This is a genomic window from Ensifer sp. (assembly GCF_035999185.1).
Classification (GTDB): domain Bacteria; phylum Pseudomonadota; class Alphaproteobacteria; order Rhizobiales; family Rhizobiaceae; genus Ensifer.
Window position 1 is genome coordinate 1 of record NZ_DASYHB010000170.1, and the last position, 20,715, is coordinate 20,715.

The following is a 20,715-nucleotide window of genomic DNA, read 5'->3' on the forward strand; positions in this document are numbered from 1 at the left end:
CGAGCAGGTCGTCGAGGGCTTGGGCTTTGTCGATAACTGCGGACATGGTTCTTCTCCCGCAAACGGCTGATCCGTGCTCGGCTCTAGCGATTGCAACAATGTCGGTGGCAAGGGGCGGCGGCTCGGTCGGCCGCCGCAACACTTATCAGGCGGCGGCGCGCTTGCGCTGCTCGTTGATCTGGTTGTCGAGACCATTCACCAATGAGGTCAGATGGATGTCGAATTCGATCTCTGCGAAGGGACCGGAAAGACCGTTCGCCTTGATGCTCGCCTCGTCGGTGCGCTCGGTGACATCGGGCACCAGGCCGTCACGGGTCGCATAGGCGAAATCGTCGTTGACCAGCGGGTCGCCGGCAATGTTGATCTGGGTGGTCAGCTTGCGATGGCCGTCGGCGCTGATGAAGAAGTGGATATGCGCCGGACGCTGACCGTGGCGGCCAAGCGCCGAAAGCAGCTGCTCGGTCGGGCTGCCCGGAGGCACGCCGTAGCCATGCGGCACGATGCTCCGAAACTTGTAACAGCCCTTGGCGTCGGTGACGATCGTGCGGCGCATGTTGAACGGCGCCTGCACGCCGGTCGGGTCGAAATGCGAGTAGAAGCCGCGGGTGTCGCAGTGCCAGACCTCGACGGTCGCGCCTTTCAGCGGCTGGCCGTCGGCGTCATAGACGGTGCCGTGCATGATGAGCGGCTGGCCGTTGGTGTCGCGGCCGTCGTCGAGACGGGCAAAACCTTCCGAGGACGGCGCGCCGGCGACATAGAGCGGGCCTTCGATGGTGCGCGGCGTCGGGTTCTTGATGCCAAGTTCTTCGTCGATCGCGTCGAGGCGTTCGTCGAGGAAGTGGTCGAGGCCAAGGCCGGGCGAGATCAGGCCGGCCTGACCGCTCGCACCGATCTCGTTCACCCAGGCAATGCCGGTCCAGTATTCGTCGGGAGTGATGTCGAGGTCGTCGATCGCCTTGAACAGGTCCGACATCAGCCGGTGCACGATCTGTTTGACGCGCGGATTGCCGCCGTCCTTGTCGAGACCACTCAGGGTCTTCAGGAAAGCTTGCGTCTCCGGCTTGTCGAAAATCTTCACGCTCATGATAATTCCTCCACTTGGATAGATTGAAAGCTAAGCCGCCTGCCAACCTCCCGGCGGCGGCCGAACGAAATCTCAGGTGTCGTCCTCACGGATCGCCGAGGGATGACGCAGCAGCGGCGTCACCTGGATCTGCATGAATTTGAACAACGGCAGGCCCGAGAGGATCTCGTGCAGCTCGGCATTGTCCCTGACGTCGAAGACGCTGAAATTCGCGTACTGGCCGGCGATCCGCCAGATATGACGCCACTTGCCGCTCTGCTGCAGCGCTTGAGAATAGGCCTTCTCGCGAGCGAGAATTTCGGCCGCCTCTTCGGCGGGCAGGTCATGAGGAAGGCGCACATCCATTCTTACGTGAAACAGCATCGCCATCTCCTCACTTCGCAACGCTGATGGTCTTGCGCAGCCCGTCGCGCGCGAAGAATTTCAGCCGGTCATCGTCGAGTTCAATCCCCAGACCTGGCCCATCCGGCACCGTCAGCTCGAAGTCGCTGTAGTCGAGCGGCGTCGCCAGGATTTCCTCGGTCAAAAGCAGTGGGCCGAAGAGTTCCGTGCCCCATTGCAGATTGGCGAAGGTCGAAAAGACATGGGCTGACGCCACCGTGCCGATGCCACCTTCGAGCATCGTGCCGCCATAAAGCTCGATGCCGGCGGCGTCGGCGATCGCGGCAACGCGCTGCGAGTTAAAAAGCCCGCCGCTCTGTTCGATCTTGACGGCAAAGACGTCGGCGCCCTTGGTCTTGGCAATCTCGAAGGCCGATTCAGGTCCGGTCAACGACTCGTCCGCCATCAGTGCCACCGGGAAGCGGCGGACCAGACGGCCGAGCGCTGCGGTCGAGGCGACCGGCTGTTCGACCAGTTCGCAACCGGCGTCCGCGAGCGCCGCCATGCCATAGGCCGCCTCGAATTCGCTCCAGGCCATGTTGACGTCGACGCGCACAGCACCTCGGTCGCCGAGCGCCTTTTTGATCGCCGCCACATGGGCGATGTCGTCCTTCAGCGGCCTGGCGCCGATCTTCAGCTTGAAGATCCGATGACGGCGAAGGTCGAGCATTCTCTCTGCTTCGGCAATATCCTTGGCGGTATCGCCCGAAGCGAGCGTCCAGGCGACCGGCAGGCGTCTGCGCAGCGCACCTCCGAGCAGTTCGCCGACCGACAGGCCATGACGTTTGCCGTGTGCGTCGAGCAGTGCCGTCTCCACGGCACACTTGGCGAAGCGGTTTTCCTTCACCGCCTTGCCGATGCGCGCCATCAGCGCCTTCACGCGGGTCGCGTCCTCACCGAGCATAGCCGGCGCGAAATAGGTATCGATCGCAAGCTTCATGCTTTCCGGGCTCTCGCCACCATAGGCCAGCCCGCCGATCGTCGTGCCTTCGCCGATGCCGACCGTGCCGTCGCTGCAATGGACTTTCACCAGCATCAGCGTCTGCCCGGTCATGGTCGCGACCGACAGCTTGTGCGGCCGGATGGTCGGCAGATCGACCAGCATCGTCTCGACCCGTTCGACGACGGGGGCCAAGGATACTGACGGGGCGATGGGTGCAAGGGTCGTGTTCATGGCTGAACTGTGCGCCGCGTCTTTGGCGGCGTCCAACACCAAATAGGTTCGCTACGATACCTTTATGGTATAGTATGACAGAATATCCACGGATACATGCGGTTACCGCACTGCAACATACCGCAATGGTAGGAAAATGAGAGCTTGAACATGGACCTGCGCCAGCTTCGCTACTTCGTCGCCGTCGCTCGCGAGCGCAATTTCACCCGTGCCGCCGAGCAACTGCACATCGCCCAGCCGCCGCTCAGCCGGCAGATCCAGCTTCTGGAGGAAGAGCTAGGCGTACCATTGATCATCCGTGCGAGCCGTCCCGTGCGGCTGACGGAGGCCGGGCGGCTCTTCTACGAACAGTCGCTGCAGGTTCTCGGCAGGGTCGAGCAGATGGTGGAGGCAACGCGCCGGATCGGACTGAACCAGAACAGGATATTCTCCATCGGCTTCGTCGCCTCCACGCTTTATGGCGGGCTGCCGACGCTGGTGCGCAAGCTGCGCCAGAACGCGCCCGAGCTCGACATCCGCCTGCTCGAAATGGTGTCTGTGCAGCAGATCGCGGCGCTGAAGGAGGGTCGCATCGATGTCGGCTTCGGTCGCCTTCACCACAGCGACCCCAATGTCGTCGGCATCCTGATGCGCGAGGAACGCCTCGCCATCGCGATACCGCAGGGCACGCCGCTTGCGGAAGAAGCATCCCCCCTTCCGCTGGAGGCGCTCGCCGGCCAGAAGCTGATCGTCTACCCGAAGGAACCACGTCCGAGCTATGCCGATCACGTGCTCAGCCTGCTCCACAGCAACGATGTGCGTCCGGCCGAGGTGCATGAGGTGCGCGAAATCCAGAGTGCGCTTGGCCTCGTCGCCTCGGAGGCCGGGCTCTGCGTCGTGCCCTCCTCGGCCCGTCAGGTGCGCTCGGACGTCCACTACCGCATGATCGAGGGCGAACGCGCGACCTCGCCGGTCATTCTCAATCACCGGGTCGGCGACAGCTCGCGCTATATCGAGCTGATCAAGGACCTGATCGTCGAGATGTATGCGGAGAACCCACCCTGGCTTGGCCTGGAGCACAATCTGCCGTTTCGGCCTTCGTTCGTTAAGTGACGAGATCGGGCACGCGCCCGCCCAGGACTTCGTCGCTGCAGACGTCCGCGCTCTTAGCCCAAACATCCCGCACGATCCGCCGAAGCAGGAGCGCCTCGGCCCACCGGTCCGTCGTATCGTTGCCGTCCCGATCCGTGATCGCATAGGGTCGGGGGCCGAGTTCGCAAGTCATGACCAGTTGCGCGTCTGCAGGGGCACGCGACCGCCAGCTGCGAAAGCCGTAGCCCCACCACCCCAGGAAAAGGTCGACCCAGGGCCGATGCTGCGGAAAGGAGATTTCGATCTGGATCTGCTGGCAGGAGCCGATGCGTCCGTGGAAGGCCCAGGCGTTATCGAGGATGCGCTGGATCTGCGCGTGGCTTTCCACCTCGACCGGCAGGGCGAACTCGCGGCCGACGAGATAGTGCGAGAGATCGGCAAGCAGCGGCAGGTCCGGCCGCCTGTCGAGCAGATCCAACGTGAACAAGAGGTCACTGGTGATCCGGTGGCGGTGGGTTTCGATATAGACGGGTACGCCGGCCTTCTCGGCGAGCCGCATCCAGCCGTCGAGAAGCGGCAGGCAATCGTCCACCCGACGCGGGCGGACATCCGCCTGCAGGTCGATATGGCTGACCGGAAACTCCGCGGCCAGTTCCAGTGTGAGCGTGAGGTCTTCAACAGTTCGAGGGAAACAGACGCCCTCGACCTTCAAGCCGGTCCCGCGGATCGCCTCGTTGAGGCGGAGAACGTCATGACGATTGGTATAATGCGCACTGACGCCGTCGAACCCGGCTTCGACGATATCAGCGATGTTTTCCTCAAGGCTGCGCTCCCGGCCATCCGGGTGCCGGCGCTCCATCGCCCAGAGCGACTGAAAGACAAGCAGTGTCTGCATCATGCCGCCCGCGCGCTCTTCAAGAGCGCCTTGAGGTTCACGCCGGGATCGGCAAGCGCGGCAGGATCCGGGCTGACGCCCGCGGCGATCAGCATCTCCGAAAGCTTGATATCCTTGGCGACACTATTGCCGGCTCCGAGACCCGCCGCCGCGACGAGACGCCCGGCATCGAGATAAAACTCCAGTTCGCCGCCGTCGAGTTGGCGAATTACGCTTTGATGTTCCGGCTGCGGCAGACCCGCCACCTGCAGGCCGAGGTCGTATTGATCGGTCCAGAACCAGGGGATGGAGGCGAAGGCCTCCTTGCCGCCGGCCATGTTGCGGGCGACGATTTCTGCCTGAGTGCGGGCATTGCGCCAGCTCTCAAACCGCATGTGCCCGCCGCCCGGCTGCGCCACCGCAGCGCAATCGCCCGCGGCGAAGATGTTCGGATCGCTGGTTCGCAGGCAGTTGTCCGTCAGGATGCCGTTTCCGATCGCGAGCCCCGTCATCTCGGCCAGCGCGGTGTCCGGAGACACGCCGATCGCGGCAACGACGATATCGGCCGGCACCGTCGTGCCATCGGCAAGAACAACGGCGTCGTCAGTGATTTCGCCGATGCCCTGCCCCAAGTGGAACGCGACGCCTTCTTCCTCATGCCGGGCATGGAGCCTGGCGGCAAAGCGCGGCGGCACCGCGCGCCCGAGCGGCTTCGGGGCCATTTCGATCACGCTGACGGCGAGGCCCTTGCCGCGCAGCACGGCGGCGAGTTCCATGCCGATCAGGCCGCCGCCGATAATGGCGACGCTTTTTCCCGTCTGGGCCCGGGAGAAGATGACCTCTGCGTCCGAAAAGGTGCGGAAATCGAGCGCGCGCTGCGAGCCCGGGCATGCCAACCGCCTCGGCCGGGCACCGGTCGCAAGCAGCAGCTTGTCGTAGGCGAGCGTCTGATCGTCGCTCAAGGCAACGGACCGGGCATCCGCATCAAGCTTCAGAGCCGATACACCCTGAAGATAGTCGATGCCGGCAGCCTGAAGCACCTCGGCACCGCAGATCGGCTTCATGTGGACTGTACCGTTGAGCGGTTTCGACAGCGGCGGCCGCTCGTAGGGCAAATGCGGCTCTGTACCGACCAGCGTAACACTGCCGGCAAAGCCCGCTTCGCGCAGTGCGAAAGCGGCGCGGGTACCGGCTTCGCCGGCGCCGATGATGACGATGCGGTCCATGGACTGGCTCCGTAGATCAGTAAGGTGGAACGGGAACAGGCGGAGAACCACGCCTCAACCTGTTCACCTCAAGAAAAAGGGTGGCCGGCGCAGGCAGGAGAAATGCGCCGGCCGGGGAGGATCAGTTGCGGGTCGCGTAGTCCGCCATGTTCTTCGGCGTGACGAGTTCGAACGGAACCCAGACATTCTTGTCGACGGCTTCGCCGCGCACGAGCGAGACGGCCGCGTCCACGGCGCTTGCCGATTGCCCCTTGGCGTTCTGGAACACGGTCGCGTCGAGGTCGCCGGCGGCCATGGCGGCAAGGCCATCCTGCGTCGCGTCGATACCGACGACGATCACGTCGTCCATCGAGACACCAGCGGCTTTGAGCGCCTGGATGGCACCGATCGCCATCTCGTCATTGTTGGCAAAGACCACGTCGATCGGCCGTCCCGCCGTGATCCAGTTCGTCGTCAGGTCCATCGCGTTGGTGCGTGTCCAGGCGGCTGACTGTTCGTCGGCGATGGTGGCGCCCTTGCAGTCGCCGGCGGCCAGCGTCTCCTTGAACGACGAGGTCCGGTCACGCGAGGCCTGGTGGGCGAGGTCGCCCATCAGGATATAGACCTGCGCGTCTCCGGCCTTGCCCTTTTCCTTCAGCAGCGAACAGGCGGCCTCCGCCCCCAGCCGGCCGGAGTCGGTTTCCTTCGAGCCGACATAGGCCTGTTTTGCCGGCAATTTGCCGAGGTTTTCCGGTTCGAGATTGAGGTAGACGAGCGGAATGCCGGCCTTCTCCGCCGCCTCGCTGATGCCTGGGGCAGCCGAAGTATCGGTCAGCGTCATGATGATCGCATCGACGCCGGCGGCGATGAAGTTGTTCACCTGGTTGAGCTGCTTGGAGATATCGGTCTGGGCGTCCTCGATCTGGACAGTGGCGCCGTTGACCTCCGTGACACGAGCGTTGATGCCCTCGCGCAGCAGCGTCTGGAAGTTGTTGTCAAAACTTTGCATCGAGACACCGATCGTCTCCGCCGAAGCAGCACTTCCCATCAAGGCGGCAAGCGCTGCCGCCAGGCACATGGATTTCATGATTTCCTCCCGAGGGGTGCCGGATCACCCGAGTGCATTCCGGGGGCCCGGCGGGCCCGGCCAATGCTGACGTGGCTGGCCTTAGCCGAGTGCCACGCGGACCTCGCCGTCGACGATCTCGGCGGGGTAGGTCTTGAGGTTCTCACAGGCCGGAAGCCTGATGGCTTCACCGGTGCGGTAGTCGAACGCGCCGGAATGCTTGGGACACTCCACCTCGTAGTCCATGACCAGCCCATCGGCGAGATGAATGGCCTCATGGGTGCAGAGGCCGGCGGTGCAATAGACACTGTCGTCTGGGCCGCGATAGATCGCATAGGTGCGGCCGGCATGGTCGAAGCGGATCGCGCCTTCCTGTTCGATGTCGTCCAGTTTGCAGGCTGGTACCCAGGTTATGACGTTGCTCATTCTGCTGCCTCCCCGATGGTGTTGCGCGCCTTGCGGGCTGCGAGTTTTTCCTTGCGCTTGCGGTAGCGCTCCTGCATGCGCGCCTCGCCCTCCTTGGAGCCGTCGTGCCAGGTGCCGAACCAGCGATCGAGCGGGATCAGGGCGTCGCCGTAGTTCACCTCGAAATACTTGTGGTGCAGGTAATGCGCATAGGCGTGGCTATCGACGAGGGTCTCTTCTCCGACCTCGACCTTGTCAAAGCCGACATGGCCGGGAATGGCGCCGAAGCCCGCATAGTGCAGCTGGTAGAGCATCAGGATCGGGTTGGACGGCAGGACCAGGTGGTAGAAGGCGGTACCGAAATAAAGCAAGTGTTCGACCGGATGCATCGACAGCGACGACCAGGGCGACGGGTTCACCGAATTGTGGTGGACCGAATGCACCCACTTGTAGAGCAGCGGCGTGTGGATGAGCCGGTGGATGCAGAAGAAGTGGAACTCGTGGATAACGGGGACCACGAGCGCGACAAGGGCAAGCGTCCAGGGGTTTTCCGCGAAGGTGAGCCAGGGCGCATAGCCGTTGGCGTAAGCCCAGAGCATGGCGACCTCGACGGCGGTCCAGATCGTCACGCCCGACAGGAACGTGCGCAGGACATTGTCGAGGTTCTGGCTCTCGAACCAGAAGGCCTTGCTCTTCTGCTCGGCCGGAAACTTGCCGTTATACTTGAAGCGGTTTTCCTGCCGCTTCAGCACGTAGAGGTGCAGTTCGAATGCGCCATAGAACAGGAAGACGCAGACGGTATTGACCACATAAAGCCAGGCGATCCAGCCGAAGCTCAAGCTCTGCATCGTCTCAACAGGTGGGATCACCCAGGCCCAATAGGCAACCGCCGAGGCGGCGAAGATCGCGTTCCACGGAAAGAAGTAGTGTGGCAGCCACTTGACGAGCGCCATCAGCTTCGGCGGAAAGGCAAACAGCGGCGCCGTCTCGATCGGCTCGTTCGGCGCCCAGTCGCCGCGCTTGTTGCGCGTCCCATATTTCAGATCATCCATGACGCTCTCCTCCCGGCGGAACGCGTGGGTTCCGCAAAATCACTGGCGAAGGAGAGCGCCTCTGGGCGCTGATTTTCGGCACTTGAAATGCCGGCCTCCTTGCTGATCAAAATCTAACAGGAGGTTCTCTGATAACCGAAGGCTTCCTTGATCAAATCAGATCAAAGGCTCTCGGCGGTGATGGTGATGAAGCGAATGGGTGCCTTGTCCGGCTCCATCTCGGAAAGGCCGATGCGTCGCAGCAGGAGATCAAGGGTACGGCGGGCCTGGGCCTCGGGCGCCTGGTCGAGAACGACATCCATGATGCCGTCGGCAAGCGCCTTGCGGGTATAGTCGGTCAGCTCGTGGCCGACGAAGAAGATCTCACGCCCGCGAGGATGCCGGCGAAGCACGTCGATCAACGCTGCGTTGGCGCCGCCGGCGTTATAGATGCCGGCCAAATCAGGATACATCTCGAGCGCCGATCGCAGCGCTTCGGCGCCGTAGTGCTCCTCGTCACGGGTAAAACCCAGCCATTCGAACCGGCGTTCTCCTGGGTGATCATGGAAGTAGTCCGAAAAGCCACTCAGACGGTCGCGATGGACCTGATAGATCGGGTGACAGAGCGCAACGACCGGGCCGGCGCGCGTCCCCATGCGGCCGATGTAGAGCGCAGCTGTCCGCCCTGCGGCGTAGTTGTCGATGCCGACGAATTCTCCCAGCTTGTCGGAAGACCTTGTCACGACATGGACAACTGGCACGCCACGCGCAACCACGGCCTCGACGGCGGCGCTGATCAAGGGATGGTTGGGTACGGCAAGAATCAATCCGGCGCGCGGCACGTCGGTTGATAAGATGCGCCTGGCGATCTCCTCCGGTTTCATCTCCTCGGTAAAGCTTCGATGGACGACCACGAGCGGATCGAGCGTCTCGGCGATCCGCTGGAACGCCTGCGACAGGCGGCGATAAAACGTCGTCTCCGGGCGCACCATCAGCACGTCGATGCGCAAAAGCCCGCGATGGGCATCGGGAAGCGTGCGCGGGTAGTTCAGGCTCCGCGCGGCAACGACCACTTTTTCGACCAGTTCCGGTCGAACGCCGCCGCGTCCGTTGAGCACGCGCTCGACCGTGGCGGTCCCGACGCCCGCCAACTCGGCGATATCGCGATAGTTCGGTTTGCTCACAAAGGTTTCCTAGGCACGGGCCGGCACGACAGGATCTTAGCGACTTAACATGGAACATGTCGTCTTCGACAGAGAGCTGACCGATGTTCGGCATCGACCTCGCCGCCGTCCAATCCCCACCTATATCAAGCCCGTATTCGGAACTGCACGAGGCATCCATGACCTACGAGTTGTATTACTGGGACGGCATCCAGGGCCGCGGCGAATTTGTGCGGCTGGCGCTCGAAGACGCCGGGGCTGACTATGTCGACGTCACGCGCGTGCCGGGCCGCGGCACCGGCGAAATGCTAAAGCTGATGGACAGCACCGATGAGGCGCACGTCCCCTTCGCTCCACCATTTCTAAGGGACGGCGACCAGATCGTTTCGCACGTGGCGAACATTCTCCTTTATCTCGGTCCCAAGCTCGGACTGGCGGCGAAGGACGAAGCGTCGCGCTGGTTCGCCAACGGCCTGCAGCTCACGATCACGGACTTCGTCGCCGAGGTGCACGACACCCACCATCCGATCGCAACGTCGAAATACTACGAGGAGCAGAAGGAGGAGGCGAAGGACCGGGCGTTCGAATTCGTCACCAACCGCATCCCGAAATTTCTCGGTTACTTCGAGCGCGTGCTCGCGCAAAACCCTGAGGGCAGCGGCCACGCGGTCGGCAGCGACACCACCTATGTCGACCTGTCGCTCTTCCAGGTAATCGAAGGGCTCCGCTATGCGTTTCCAAAAGCCATGCGTCACTATGAGCCGCAATACCCCGCGCTTCTGAAGCTGCATGGCTCCGTGAAAGCGCGGCCGAACATCGCCGCGTACCTCGCGTCTCCCCGACGGCTGGCATTCAACGAAAACGGCATCTTTCGCCGCTATCCCGAACTCGACATCGAGCCCTGAGCAACAGGGCCGCCGGCATCACGCAGCGGCGGCCCGCTGCTCACGCAGGAACTCGGAGACGCGCCTCAACCCTTCGCGCAGGATGCCTTCATTGTTGGCGTAGCCGATCCTGAAATAGCCCTCCATGTCCATGGCGCTCTCTCCGGTCAGCGCAAGCATTGCGTGAGCGGCAGCTTTGCCGTCTACAGCTCGGCCCAGGCCCATTCCTACATCAACGAAGGCGACACCGTTGTGCGCTTCGTCCGCAATGTCATTTCCTAGCCCATGGGGCGCCAGCCATCGGATTGATCAGACGTGGGCGGAGCCGTTGCGACGGCGGCTAAACCTACGCGATCGAATCCACCCGATCGGGGTAGAACGCCAGAAAATCCTTGATTCCGGCGACCGCCGGATGCGGGTTCTCGTAGGTCCAGACAGCATTGTTCGACCGCTCGCCGCCGGATGGGACGCTATAATAGGACGCCTCGCCCTTATACGGGCAGTGCGATGTATGATCCGTGCGCGCGAGCAAAGACATGTCGACATCCTTGCGCGGGATGTACTGCACCGGCGGATAGGACGCCTCTTGCAAAGTCAACGCATCGCGTGTGTCAGCAATCACGCGTCCGCCGACCTTGACGACGACGCGTCCCGGGTTTCGAGCTATGCTGATTGGATGATCAGGACCAGGGATCTTCATCGGTTTTTCGGGCATGGGCGATCACCTCTGAAACGTTGTCGTTCTCTAGATGGTAATCGAGTGACCGATTTCCAATCAGCAGGGCCAGGCCCCGATGCAGCCAGATATCGATGGCGTCAGCGACATTCTCGACGCTGGCGACTGTCAGTTTTTTTCCGCCGCAGTGCGGAGCGCTGCGTTCGGCTTCTCGCCGGCCTCGGTCGCCGGTTGGGTGCTTTCGTCGAGCAACCTGCGCACGGCCATCACGCCCTTGGCCGTATCTGACCAGCTGTGCCTCCAGACGAGCAGCCCAACGGAACAGATCGTGGCAACCATGAACATGACCGGGCCGAAAAACCAGACCGCCGCTGCGACGGTGAAATAATAGGAGCGGACGCCCTGGCTGAAGGAACGAAGGGCGGGATTGATCATCAGCGAAAGTGCGTGCGCCCACGCCGCGATATCGCGCACTTCCTCCCTCGATGGGCTGGCTCCTATCGCCGCAAGGCAGTAGTTGATCTGCCGCACCGCCCAGATGAAATCGGAAAGCCCGCGCAACAGGGTCGCCATGATGAGCAGCACTTTCATCTGGAACAGCCATAGCGGCTCGATGGGTGCGAACATCCCGATGATCCCGGCATTGAGCGTGGGTATCGGCTGCACGAAGAGCGCACCGCTGATGGCAACGATGACAATCAGGTTGGCCGAACCGAAGAACGAGGCCGAGTTGATCGTGTGACCGAGAATGGCGGCATCGCCGATGAAGTTCGTATCCCGCGTCAGGACCTCGCGCATCCAGGCTTTCCGGACGCTCACCATGTCGAGCATTAGGCTGTCCTTCCGGCGCGGCCAGCCGAGCGCCATCATCGGCTCCAACGCCGCCCAGGTCACCAGAAAAAAGACAATCGCAATCCAATCGAGCAACTGCACGGCTGACCTCCCACCATTACCCGCTCCTAATAGAGGCAGGTGAACGGGTCTCGTCAACGCGGCGCGAACGCCAACAGGTTCGAAGTGCGCCGCCCTTCGTACCCTCCGACGGACGCATGCGGAGCCGTCGTTGATCGACGGGTCGACCCCATCGCACGTCATCCGCTACTTCGAGCCTCGATCATAAGCAGCGACGGCGGCGCGACCTGCCAACGACCGAATTTTGCCCGTGCGTTTCTGCCTGGCGCGGCACAAGCGTGCGGACTTGTTCGATGACCCGCCCTTTCCTGTCGACCACGCGCACCTTGAGCGATTGACAACGCCTGTATCCTGGATACAATTTGCCTCGATCTTGGGAGGGATCGATGAACCAATCCTTTGAATGGCGAAGCCAGTCACGCCTTCTCGACGAAGTGGCCCAGGCCCTTCGCGAACGCATCTATGCCGGGGTCTATGCGCCGGGTGCGACGCTGCGCCAGGAAAAGATCGCCGCCGAGTTCGGCATCAGCCGCACACCGCTTCGCGAAGCATTGCGGGTGCTCGAGCGCGACGGGCTCGTGGTCAACAAGCCGGGGAGCGGGGTCAGGGTCGCGACCGCCGACCTGCCGAAGCTGCTCGACGCCTATGCGGTGCGTGAGGCGATGGATGGCGTGGCTGCCCGCAACGCCGCCGAGCGGGCCACCGCCGCAGAGATCAAGGACCTGGCAAAACAGGTCGAACGCCAGCGCAAGATCGTCGAGCGCTGGGATCCCGCCGCCTACACCCAGTCCAACGTCGTCTTTCACGAGGCGATCGTCAGTGCGTCGCGCAATGCCTCGCTGGCGCCGCTCGGGCCGCTTTTGCGCATGACCTCGCAAGTCTTTGCGCCCGCCTTTTCGCTCTCAAGCGAACGGGCGAACACCGCGGTCGCCGAACACGGGTTGATCGTCGAGGCGATCGCTGCGCGCAACCTTGACGAAGCTGAGAAACTGGCGCGCGCCCATATCAACGCGACGGCCATGAGATTGAAGGCGCTCCTTGAGGGGCGCGAGACTGACGAAGAGGCATGACTGTGAAGACCTACGGCAATTTCATCGCGAACACCTGGCAGGACGCAACAGGCGGCGAGTTCATTCCTGTCCGCGATCCTTCCAGCGGCGAGCAATTCGCGCGCATCGCCCGGGGAACCCGGGACGACGTGGATCTCGCGGTGCGCTCCGCACGCGCGGCGCTCTCCGGCGACTGGGGCCAGATGACGCCGACCGAGCGCGGCCGGGTGCTCACGCGCATTTCAGCAGCGGTGCTGCGCAACATCGACCTTCTGACGGAACTCGAAGCGCGCGATGTCGGCAAGCCCGTGACGCAAGCACGCGCCGACGTCGTGGCACTTGCCCGCTATCTCGAATTCTATGGCGGCGCCGCCGACAAGGTGCATGGCGACACCATCCCCTATCAGAACGGCTTCACCGTGCTGACCGTCTATGAGCCACATGGCGTCACGGGCCATATCATCCCCTGGAACTACCCGATGCAGATCCTCGGCCGCAGCCTCGGTGCCGCCCTTGCCATGGGCAATGCCGCCGTGGTCAAGCCGGCGGAAGAGGCCTGCCTGACGATCCTCGAATTCGCACGGATTGCCGAAGAAGAAGGCTTGCCTTCCGGCGCACTCAACGTTGTTACGGGCTTCGGCTCGGAAGCGGGCGCTGCCCTTTCTGAACACCCCGACGTCAATCACATCTCCTTTACCGGTTCGGTTCGAACAGGCGAGATGGTGCAGGCGACTGCCGCGAAGAACGCGGTGCCGGTGACGCTGGAACTTGGCGGCAAATCGGCGCAGATCGTCTTTGCCGATGCTGACCTCGACCGCGCCGTTCCGTTCCTCGTCAATGCCGGCATCCAGAATGCCGGCCAGACCTGCTCGGCCTCGTCGCGTATCCTCGTCGAGCGCGCCGTCTACGAAGAGGTGGTCGCGCGCATGAGCGAACGTTACCGCGCGCTGAAGGTCGGCCCGGCCAGCGCCGATCTCTCCGTCGGCCCGGTCGTCTCGCAAAGGCAGAAGGCCATCATCGAAAGCTTCCTCGCCGATGCCGCGAAGGACGGCCTCAAGATCGCGGCCCAGGGCGAGATCGTCGCCGACGCGCCCTCGCAAGGCGCCTATGTCGCGCCCACTCTTTTGCGGGATGTGCCTCATGCGCACCGCACGGTGCAGGAAGAGATCTTCGGCCCGGTACAGGTGATCATGCCGTTCGACGGCGAAGAAGAAGCGATCCGCCTTGCCAACGGCACCGCCTACGGTCTCGTCTGCGGTGTGTGGACCAATGACGGGGGAAGGCAGTTGCGCATGGCGCGCGCCGTGCACGCCGGCCAGGTCTTCATCAACAATTACGGCGCTGGCGGCGGCGTCGAGCTGCCCTTCGGCGGCGTCAAGAAATCCGGCCATGGCCGTGAGAAGGGTTTTGAGGCCCTCTACGGCTTTGCAAGCATGAAAACCATTTCTGTCTACCACGGCTAGAACGGGGTGAATGTGGGCGGCGTCCGCCCCATCCTGCTCCAGCTATGAATGCCTGAGGAGAAATACCGTGTCACTAGAAGGTAAAGTCGCTCTCATCACCGGCGCGGGTTCCGGCTTCGGCGAGGGCATTGCCAAACGCTTCGTCGAGGGCGGCGCCAAGGTCATCGTCGTCGATCGCGATGCTGCAGGCGCCGAACGTGTTGCCAAGGCGCTCGGCGGCAACGCGTTCGCGGTTGTTGCAGACATCGCCAAGGAAGCAGACGTCGAAGCCGCCGTTGCGGCCGGCCTCGAAAAATTCGGGCGCGTCGATATCCTGATCAACAATGCCGGCATCGGCCACAAGCCGCAGAACGCCGAACTGGTCGAACCGGACGAATTCGATCGCATCCTCGGCGTCAATGTACGCGGCGTCTACCTGATGACGCGAGCGCTGTTGCCGCACATGAAGGACAGCAAGGCCGGCGTGATCGTCAACATCGCTTCGACCGGCGCCAACCGGCCGCGACCGAACCTTGCCTGGTACAATGCGACCAAGGGCTGGGTGGTGTCTGCCACCAAGGCGCTGGCGATCGAGCTTGCGCCCTTCAACATCCGTGTCGTCGCGCTCAATCCGGTCGCCGGGGAAACGCCGCTTCTCACCACGTTCATGGGCGAGGACAGCGAAGAAATCCGCAAGAAGTTCCGCGACTCCATTCCGCTCGGGCGCCTGCTGAAGCCGGAAGATCTCGCTGAGGCCGCCTATTTCGTCGCCTCGCCGCAGGCGTCGATGATCACTGGCGTCGCGCTCGACGTCGACGGCGGTCGGTCGATCTAAGCAACTGGGACCACAAACAACCAAACCGCAAAGCGGGGGAACCATGATGAACTTGACGAAATGGGCACTTGCCTCGTGCTTCATCGCCGCGTCGCTGACGACGGCGATGGCCAAGGACACGATCACCGTCGGCCAGGTGCTGGAGCCGCCGGGCCTCGACCCGACCGCGGGTGCCGCAGCACCGATCCGCTACATCACCTACGGCAACCTCTTCGAGGGTCTGGTGCGCGTGGTCGAGGATGGCAGCGTCAAGCCGCTGCTCGCCGAGAGCTGGACGGTCTCCGACGACCAGAAGACCTACAGCTTCAAGCTTCGCCAGGGCGTCAAGTTCCACGATGGCACCGCGTTCGACTGCTCGATCGTGAAATTCTCCTATGAGCGCGCCGTCTCGGCGGATTCCACCAATGCACAGAAAGGCCTGTTCGAGCCGATCGAAAAGACCGAGTGCCCGGATCCGGCAACCGCCGTCGTGACACTGAAGCGCCCGGCGTCCAACTTCCTGTTCAACATGGCCTGGGGCGATGCCGTGATGATCGCGCCTTCGTCTGCCGCCGAGAACAAGACCAAGCCGGTCGGCACCGGCCCGTTCAAGTTCAAGGAATGGGCGAAGGGCGACAAGGTGGTTTTGGAGAAGAACGCCGACTATTGGGGCGAACCGGCCAAGCTCAGCGAAGTGACCTTCAAGTTCATCAGCGATCCGTCGGCTGCCGCTGCCGCCGTTCTCGCCGGCGACGTCGACGCCTTCCCGATGTTCCAGGCGGCCGAACTCGTCAGCCAGTTTCAGAGCGATCCGAACCTGCAGGTCGAGGTCGGCAGCACATCCGGCAAGGTGGTGCTTGCGCTCAACAATGCGAGGAAGCCGTTTGATGACGTCCGCGTCCGTCAGGCGCTGGCCTACGCGATCGACCGCAAATCGCTGGTCGAAGGCACTTACTCGGGCTTCGGCACGACGATCGGCTCGCACTACTCGCCGGTCGAGCCCGGTTATGTCGACCTGAACGACACCTACGCCTACGACCCGGGCAAGGCGCAGCAACTGCTGCAGGAGGCCGGCGTTCAGAACCTCGAGATCACCATCATGCTGCCGCCGCCGGCCTATGCACGGCGTGGCGGCGAGATCATCGCGGCAATGCTTGCCGAAGTCGGCGTCAAGGTAAACCTCGTTCCGATCGAGTTCGCGCAATGGCTCGACCAGGTGTTCAAGAACTCGGACTTCGACGCGACGATCATCGCCCATGCCGAGGCCCGCGACCTCGATATCTATGCCCGCGACAAGTACTACTTCAACTACCAGAACCCGGAATACAAGGCGCTCTACAAGTCCTTCACGCAGGCCTCGACCGAAGCCGAGCAGTTGGATCTCGCAGGCCAGCTGCAGCGCAAGCTCGCCGCCGACGAGCCGAACGTCTTCCTCTACGCGCTGCCGAAGATCGGCGTGTGGAACAAGAAGGTAAAGGGCCTCTGGAAGAACATGCCGGTTCCGGCTGACGACCAGACCCAGACCTATTGGGAAAACTGACCCTTCGTTGGAGGGGGATGCGGGCGGAAAACCGCTTATGCTTCCCCTTCCCGCTCTATCCGCCCGTTGACGGAGGGCGGATATAGACCAGGCGTTGGCCGGCACACCCGGCGCCGGCCAACGCGCGCTCTTTCCGGGAGGTTGATGTGGTTTCCTTTATCGGCGGTCGCCTCGTGTCGCTCGTTCTGACGACGCTCGCCGCCTCAGTCATCGTCTTTCTGCTGATGCAGGTGCTGCCCGGCGACCCCGCCGTGCTTATGCTCGGCATGAATGCCGACGCCGATGCGATCGCGGCGCTGCACCGGCAGCTCGGCCTCGATCAGCCGATCTGGATACGTTACCTCCACTGGATCGGCGGCTTTGTCGTCGGCGATTTCGGCACGAGCCTCACCTATTCGGTGCCGATCCGCGAACTGCTTGGCCCCCGTATTCTGGTGACGCTGCCGCTCGCTCTGCTTTCGATGGCGATCTCCGTCGTCGTCGCCATAACCATCGGCGTCTATGCCGCCGCCAACCGCGGCAAGGCCGGCGACACCGTCGTCATGGGCATCGCCCAGGTCGGCGTCGCCATCCCGAACTTCTGGCTGGCGCTGCTGTTCATCCTGCTGTTCGCGCTGAAGCTCGCCTGGTTCCCGGCGTCAGGCTTTGCCGGCTGGGAAGGCGGCATCTGGAACGGGCTGCAGTCGCTGATCCTGCCCGCCTTCGCCCTCGGCCTGCCGCTTGCCGCCATTCTTGCACGTGTGACCCGCTCCGCCGTCATCGAAACGCTCGGCGAGGATTTCATCCGCACCGCCCGCGCCAAAGGGCTTTCCCACTCGGGCGCACTGTGGAAGCATGCCGTACCGAATGCGCTGATCCCGGTTGTCACCATCGTCGGCCTGCAGTTTTCCTTTCTGCTTGCCGGCACGATCATCATCGAAAACGTCTTCAACCTGCCGGGCATCGGCCGCCTGGTGTTCCAGGCGATCGCCCAGCGCGATCTCGTCACCGTGCAGACGCTGGTGACGCTGCTTGCCGCCTCCGTCATCACCATCAACTTCCTCGTCGATCTGGTCTATGGCTACCTGGATCCGCGGTTGTCGCGGGGAGGCCACTGATGTCCGCTCAAGCATCTGCCTCCGAACCCGGCCTCCTCTCCAAGCTCGTCGGCAGCCGCAGCCTGACGATCGGCGCCGCGGTCACCCTCATCCTCGTGGCGATGGCGCTCGTCTCCTTCGTCTGGACGCCCTATTCGCCGACCGCGATGAATTTTCGCGACAAGCTGCAGGGGCCGAGCCTTGGCCACTGGTTCGGCACCGACAATTTCGGCCGCGACATCCTGTCGATGATCATGGTCGGCGCCCGCAACTCGATCTCGGTCTCGATCGTCGCGGTGCTCGTCGGCGCCGGCATAGGTGTGCCGCTTGGTGCCTGGGCGGCTGCCCGCGGCGGCTGGGTTGACGGCCTCGTCATGCGCATGAGCGACCTTGCCTTTGCCTTCCCCGCACTTCTGACCGCCGTCATCATCACCGCCATCTTCGGTCCCGGTGCGACCAACGCGATGATCGCGATCGGCATCTTCAACATCCCGGTCTTTGCCCGCGTCACCCGCGGCGCCTCGATGGGCCTCTGGAAGCGCGAATATGTGCAGGCCGCTCGCTGTGCCGGTCGCGGCGACGTTGCGATCACCCTTCTGCACATTCTTCCGAACATCAACCATGTGCTGCTCGTCCAGGTGACGATCCAGTTCGCGCTCGCGATCGTCGCTGAAGCCGGCCTCTCCTATGTCGGTCTCGGCACCCAGCCGCCGATGCCGAGCTGGGGCAAGATGCTGAACGACGCCCAGACTTTCATCTACCAGGCGCCGTGGCTCGCGATCTTCCCGGGGCTGGCGATCACCTTCGCCGTGCTCGGCCTCAATCTGCTTGGCGACGGCCTGCGCGACATTCTCGATCCGCGCGTGAGGCGGCAACGATGACGAACCCCTTGCTCCACATGGCCGGCATGTCGGTCGAACTCTCGGCAGGCAAAAGCCAGGTCGATATCGTCTGCGACATCGATCTGGAGCTCAACCGCGGCGAACGCCTCGGCATCGTCGGCGAATCCGGCAGCGGCAAGTCGATGACGGCCCTCGCCGTCATGGGGCTGTTGCCGCAGCGCATGCGCGTGCGCGGCGAACTCCTGTTCGACGGCCGCAATCTCGCGGGGCTGCCGGAAGCCGATTATTGCGGCTACCGCGGCCGGCGTGTCGCGATGATCTTCCAGGAGCCGATGACCGCGCTCAATCCGGTGAAATCGATCGGCGCGCAGATCGCTGAGGGTCGGCGGCTGCATCTCGGCGAAACCAAGACGGATGCCGAGAAGAAAGCGCGCGCCCTTCTCGACCGGGTCGGCCTGCCGGCGCCGCGCTTTGATCTCGATCTCTATCCGCACCAGCTTTCGGGCGGCCAAAGGCAGCGCGTGATGATCGCCATGGCAATTGCCTGCGAACCGGACCTTCTGATCGCCGACGAGCCGACAACGGCGCTTGACGTGACAGTGCAGGCGCAGATCCTCGACCTGCTCGACGAACTGATCGAGGACACCGGCACGGCGCTGATGCTGATCACCCACGATCTCGGCGTTGTCTCGGAAATGACCGACCGCATCGCCGTGATGTATGCCGGGCGCATCATCGAGACCGGGCGTACGGACGATGTCTTTGCCCACATGGCACACCCGTATGCCCGCGGCCTCTTCGCCGCCTCGCCACACGCCGCCGCCCTGGCGCCACGCCCGACGGGCGAAGGTCGGCCACGGTTGAATGCCATCCCCGGCATCGTTCCCGATCCCTTCGGTCGTCCGCCCCACTGTTCCTTTGCCGAACGCTGTTCCTTCGCTGAAGCCGATTGCCGCCAGGCGATCCCGGCGCTGGACCTGATCAACACAGATGAACATGTGCCGCATCGCGCCGCCTGCTTTCATCCGCGCGAAAGGATGGTGGCACCGTGACCAAGACCATTCTGAAGACCACCGATCTCGTGCGCGAGTACGACCTGCCGCGGCCGTCGATCTTCTCGAAACAAAGCCGCCTGCGCGTGCTGCACGGCGTCAGCATCGAGCTGGCGGCGGGCCAGAGCCTTGGGATCGTCGGCGAAAGCGGCTCCGGCAAGTCGACGCTGGCGCGCGCCGTCATGGGGCTGGAACGGCCGCAATCGGGCGAGGTCAATATCGCCGGAAAGGATATCTACGCGCTCGACCGGTCTGGACTGCGCGAAGCCCGCAAAGGCTTTCAGGCGATCTTCCAGGACCCCTACGGCTCGCTCGATCCGCGCCACACGGTCCGGACAATCATCTCCGAGCCGATCGTATCGCTGGAGCGCGGCACCAGTACGGCCGAGCGTGAACGGCGGATCGCCGAAGTGCTGGAAGCCGTCGGCCTGCCGCTGGCGTCGGCCGACAAGTACCCGCACGAATTTTCCGGCGGCCAGCGCCAGCGCATCGCCATTGCCCGCGCGCTGGTTACCCGGCCTTCCTTGATCGTTGCCGACGAGCCGGTCTCGGCGCTTGACGTGTCGATCCAGGCGCAGGTGCTGAACCTGATGATGGACCTGCAGGAAAAACTTGGTCTTTCCTATCTGTTCATCAGCCACGATCTCGGCGTGGTGCGCGCCATCACCGACCGGGTCGCCGTCATGCATCTCGGCCGGATCGTCGAGGAAGGGCCAACGAACGAGGTCTTCGACAATCCGCGCCACCCCTATACCCAGGCGCTCGTTGCCGCCGTGCCGAAGCCCTTCTCCGGGCGGCGCAAGCGCGTACGTTCCGATGGGCCGCCGCAAACGCCTGTCCATACAGCAACAACCGCAGCCGGCTGCGCCTATGCTGCCGTCTGTCCCCGCAGGCAGGAGATCTGTCTGACGCGAACGCCTGAGGCCAAGCCGGTGACGCCGGCCTGGTCCGCCCGCTGCCATTTTGCCTAGGAA

At 63.4% G+C, this 20,715-nt stretch carries 20 protein-coding genes and 1 pseudogene; 10 read left to right on the forward strand and 11 right to left on the reverse strand.

What is annotated here, in order from left to right; all coding sequences use genetic code 11:
- Window positions 1-145: 145 nt before the first annotated feature.
- The 3 genes from catA to VGO04_RS21475 form a co-directional block, all read right to left on the reverse strand.
- On the reverse strand, window positions 146-1,084 hold the full coding sequence (gene catA, locus VGO04_RS21465; protein ID WP_327497978.1) for a catechol 1,2-dioxygenase: 939 nt from the start codon (window positions 1,082-1,084) through the stop codon (window positions 146-148).
- A 72-nt stretch (window positions 1,085-1,156) separates the two neighbouring features.
- Complete coding sequence (gene catC / locus VGO04_RS21470) at window positions 1,157-1,447, reverse strand: muconolactone Delta-isomerase (RefSeq protein ID WP_327497979.1); 291 nt, start codon at window positions 1,445-1,447, stop codon at window positions 1,157-1,159.
- 10 nt (window positions 1,448-1,457) lie between these two features.
- Window positions 1,458-2,639 carry a muconate/chloromuconate family cycloisomerase gene (locus tag VGO04_RS21475; protein ID WP_327497980.1) on the reverse strand — a complete coding sequence of 394 codons (1,182 nt, stop codon included), beginning with the start codon at window positions 2,637-2,639 and terminating at the stop codon, window positions 1,458-1,460.
- A gap of 150 nt (window positions 2,640-2,789) precedes the next feature.
- Here VGO04_RS21475 and VGO04_RS21480 point away from each other — a divergent pair, with 150 nt between their 5' ends.
- The gene (locus tag VGO04_RS21480; RefSeq protein WP_327498280.1) at window positions 2,790-3,731 is read left to right on the forward strand and encodes a LysR family transcriptional regulator; all 942 of its coding nucleotides are present in this window, start codon (window positions 2,790-2,792) and stop codon (window positions 3,729-3,731) included.
- Here VGO04_RS21480 and VGO04_RS21485 read toward each other — a convergent pair.
- The 6 genes from VGO04_RS21485 to VGO04_RS21510 form a co-directional block, all read right to left on the reverse strand.
- The gene (locus tag VGO04_RS21485) at window positions 3,724-4,605 is read right to left on the reverse strand and encodes a sugar phosphate isomerase/epimerase (RefSeq protein WP_327498281.1); all 882 of its coding nucleotides are present in this window, start codon (window positions 4,603-4,605) and stop codon (window positions 3,724-3,726) included. The genes VGO04_RS21480 and VGO04_RS21485 overlap by 8 nt on opposite strands.
- Window positions 4,605-5,810: an NAD(P)/FAD-dependent oxidoreductase gene (locus VGO04_RS21490; protein ID WP_327497981.1), complete on the reverse strand. Its 1,206-nt coding sequence runs from the start codon at window positions 5,808-5,810 to the stop codon at window positions 4,605-4,607. The genes VGO04_RS21485 and VGO04_RS21490 overlap by 1 nt, the downstream gene beginning before the upstream one ends.
- A gap of 121 nt (window positions 5,811-5,931) precedes the next feature.
- Complete coding sequence (locus VGO04_RS21495) at window positions 5,932-6,876, reverse strand: substrate-binding domain-containing protein (RefSeq protein ID WP_327497982.1); 945 nt, start codon at window positions 6,874-6,876, stop codon at window positions 5,932-5,934.
- An 81-nt stretch (window positions 6,877-6,957) separates the two neighbouring features.
- A complete protein-coding gene (locus tag VGO04_RS21500; RefSeq protein ID WP_275027285.1) occupies window positions 6,958-7,269 on the reverse strand; it encodes a MocE family 2Fe-2S type ferredoxin in 312 nt (103 codons plus the stop codon).
- An 8-nt stretch (window positions 7,270-7,277) separates the two neighbouring features.
- On the reverse strand, window positions 7,278-8,312 hold the full coding sequence (locus VGO04_RS21505) for a sterol desaturase family protein (RefSeq protein WP_327497983.1): 1,035 nt from the start codon (window positions 8,310-8,312) through the stop codon (window positions 7,278-7,280).
- A 161-nt stretch (window positions 8,313-8,473) separates the two neighbouring features.
- Window positions 8,474-9,475 carry a LacI family DNA-binding transcriptional regulator gene (locus VGO04_RS21510; RefSeq protein WP_327497984.1) on the reverse strand — a complete coding sequence of 334 codons (1,002 nt, stop codon included), beginning with the start codon at window positions 9,473-9,475 and terminating at the stop codon, window positions 8,474-8,476.
- 158 nt (window positions 9,476-9,633) lie between these two features.
- On the opposite strand from VGO04_RS21510, the gene VGO04_RS21515 reads away from it, so the two are divergent.
- Complete coding sequence (locus VGO04_RS21515) at window positions 9,634-10,359, forward strand: glutathione S-transferase (RefSeq protein ID WP_327497985.1); 726 nt, start codon at window positions 9,634-9,636, stop codon at window positions 10,357-10,359.
- A 325-nt stretch (window positions 10,360-10,684) separates the two neighbouring features.
- On the opposite strand, the gene VGO04_RS21520 is transcribed toward VGO04_RS21515, so the two are convergent.
- Both VGO04_RS21520 and VGO04_RS21525 read right to left on the reverse strand, forming a co-directional pair.
- Window positions 10,685-11,053 carry a DUF427 domain-containing protein gene (locus VGO04_RS21520; RefSeq protein WP_327497986.1) on the reverse strand — a complete coding sequence of 123 codons (369 nt, stop codon included), beginning with the start codon at window positions 11,051-11,053 and terminating at the stop codon, window positions 10,685-10,687.
- Window positions 11,054-11,257: 204 nt separating this feature from the next.
- Window positions 11,258-11,947 (reverse strand): annotated as a pseudogene (locus VGO04_RS21525) (DUF599 domain-containing protein); the annotation flags it as partial.
- A gap of 365 nt (window positions 11,948-12,312) precedes the next feature.
- Between VGO04_RS21525 and VGO04_RS21530 the strand changes: the two are divergent.
- The 8 genes from VGO04_RS21530 to VGO04_RS21565 all read left to right on the forward strand — a co-directional run bounded on the left by VGO04_RS21530 (window position 12,313) and on the right by VGO04_RS21565 (window position 20,712).
- Window positions 12,313-12,996 carry a GntR family transcriptional regulator gene (locus VGO04_RS21530; RefSeq protein ID WP_327497988.1) on the forward strand — a complete coding sequence of 228 codons (684 nt, stop codon included), beginning with the start codon at window positions 12,313-12,315 and terminating at the stop codon, window positions 12,994-12,996.
- Window positions 12,993-14,438, forward strand: coding sequence for an aldehyde dehydrogenase family protein (locus VGO04_RS21535; protein WP_327497989.1), 1,446 nt, complete (start codon window positions 12,993-12,995; stop codon window positions 14,436-14,438). Before VGO04_RS21530 ends, VGO04_RS21535 begins: the two co-directional genes overlap by 4 nt.
- A gap of 67 nt (window positions 14,439-14,505) precedes the next feature.
- Complete coding sequence (locus VGO04_RS21540; protein ID WP_327497990.1) at window positions 14,506-15,252, forward strand: glucose 1-dehydrogenase; 747 nt, start codon at window positions 14,506-14,508, stop codon at window positions 15,250-15,252.
- A gap of 43 nt (window positions 15,253-15,295) precedes the next feature.
- The gene (locus tag VGO04_RS21545) at window positions 15,296-16,771 is read left to right on the forward strand and encodes an ABC transporter substrate-binding protein (protein WP_327497991.1); all 1,476 of its coding nucleotides are present in this window, start codon (window positions 15,296-15,298) and stop codon (window positions 16,769-16,771) included.
- 146 nt (window positions 16,772-16,917) lie between these two features.
- Window positions 16,918-17,868 (forward strand): ABC transporter permease, encoded by a 951-nt coding sequence (locus tag VGO04_RS21550; protein ID WP_327497992.1) that lies wholly within the window; start codon window positions 16,918-16,920, stop codon window positions 17,866-17,868.
- Complete coding sequence (locus VGO04_RS21555) at window positions 17,868-18,728, forward strand: ABC transporter permease (protein ID WP_327497993.1); 861 nt, start codon at window positions 17,868-17,870, stop codon at window positions 18,726-18,728. The genes VGO04_RS21550 and VGO04_RS21555 overlap by 1 nt, the downstream gene beginning before the upstream one ends.
- Window positions 18,725-19,741: an ABC transporter ATP-binding protein gene (locus VGO04_RS21560; protein ID WP_327497994.1), complete on the forward strand. Its 1,017-nt coding sequence runs from the start codon at window positions 18,725-18,727 to the stop codon at window positions 19,739-19,741. The genes VGO04_RS21555 and VGO04_RS21560 overlap by 4 nt, the downstream gene beginning before the upstream one ends.
- Window positions 19,738-20,712: an oligopeptide/dipeptide ABC transporter ATP-binding protein gene (locus tag VGO04_RS21565; protein WP_327497995.1), complete on the forward strand. Its 975-nt coding sequence runs from the start codon at window positions 19,738-19,740 to the stop codon at window positions 20,710-20,712. The genes VGO04_RS21560 and VGO04_RS21565 overlap by 4 nt, the downstream gene beginning before the upstream one ends.
- Window positions 20,713-20,715: the final 3 nt, after the last annotated feature.

Coding starts and splice junctions, on each gene's coding strand:
- catA (WP_327497978.1), bottom strand. CDS start 1,084: ATGAGCGTGAAGATTTTCGACAAGCCGGAGACGCAAGCTTTCCTGAAG.
- catC (WP_327497979.1), bottom strand. CDS start 1,447: ATGCTGTTTCACGTAAGAATGGATGTGCGCCTTCCTCATGACCTGCCC.
- VGO04_RS21475 (WP_327497980.1), bottom strand. CDS start 2,639: ATGAACACGACCCTTGCACCCATCGCCCCGTCAGTATCCTTGGCCCCC.
- VGO04_RS21480 (WP_327498280.1), top strand. CDS start 2,790: ATGGACCTGCGCCAGCTTCGCTACTTCGTCGCCGTCGCTCGCGAGCGC.
- VGO04_RS21485 (WP_327498281.1), bottom strand. CDS start 4,605: ATGCAGACACTGCTTGTCTTTCAGTCGCTCTGGGCGATGGAGCGCCGG.
- VGO04_RS21490 (WP_327497981.1), bottom strand. CDS start 5,810: ATGGACCGCATCGTCATCATCGGCGCCGGCGAAGCCGGTACCCGCGCC.
- VGO04_RS21495 (WP_327497982.1), bottom strand. CDS start 6,876: ATGAAATCCATGTGCCTGGCGGCAGCGCTTGCCGCCTTGATGGGAAGT.
- VGO04_RS21505 (WP_327497983.1), bottom strand. CDS start 8,312: ATGGATGATCTGAAATATGGGACGCGCAACAAGCGCGGCGACTGGGCG.
- VGO04_RS21515 (WP_327497985.1), top strand. CDS start 9,634: ATGACCTACGAGTTGTATTACTGGGACGGCATCCAGGGCCGCGGCGAA.
- VGO04_RS21520 (WP_327497986.1), bottom strand. CDS start 11,053: ATGCCCGAAAAACCGATGAAGATCCCTGGTCCTGATCATCCAATCAGC.
- VGO04_RS21530 (WP_327497988.1), top strand. CDS start 12,313: ATGAACCAATCCTTTGAATGGCGAAGCCAGTCACGCCTTCTCGACGAA.
- VGO04_RS21535 (WP_327497989.1), top strand. CDS start 12,993: ATGACTGTGAAGACCTACGGCAATTTCATCGCGAACACCTGGCAGGAC.
- VGO04_RS21545 (WP_327497991.1), top strand. CDS start 15,296: ATGATGAACTTGACGAAATGGGCACTTGCCTCGTGCTTCATCGCCGCG.
- VGO04_RS21555 (WP_327497993.1), top strand. CDS start 17,868: ATGTCCGCTCAAGCATCTGCCTCCGAACCCGGCCTCCTCTCCAAGCTC.
- VGO04_RS21560 (WP_327497994.1), top strand. CDS start 18,725: ATGACGAACCCCTTGCTCCACATGGCCGGCATGTCGGTCGAACTCTCG.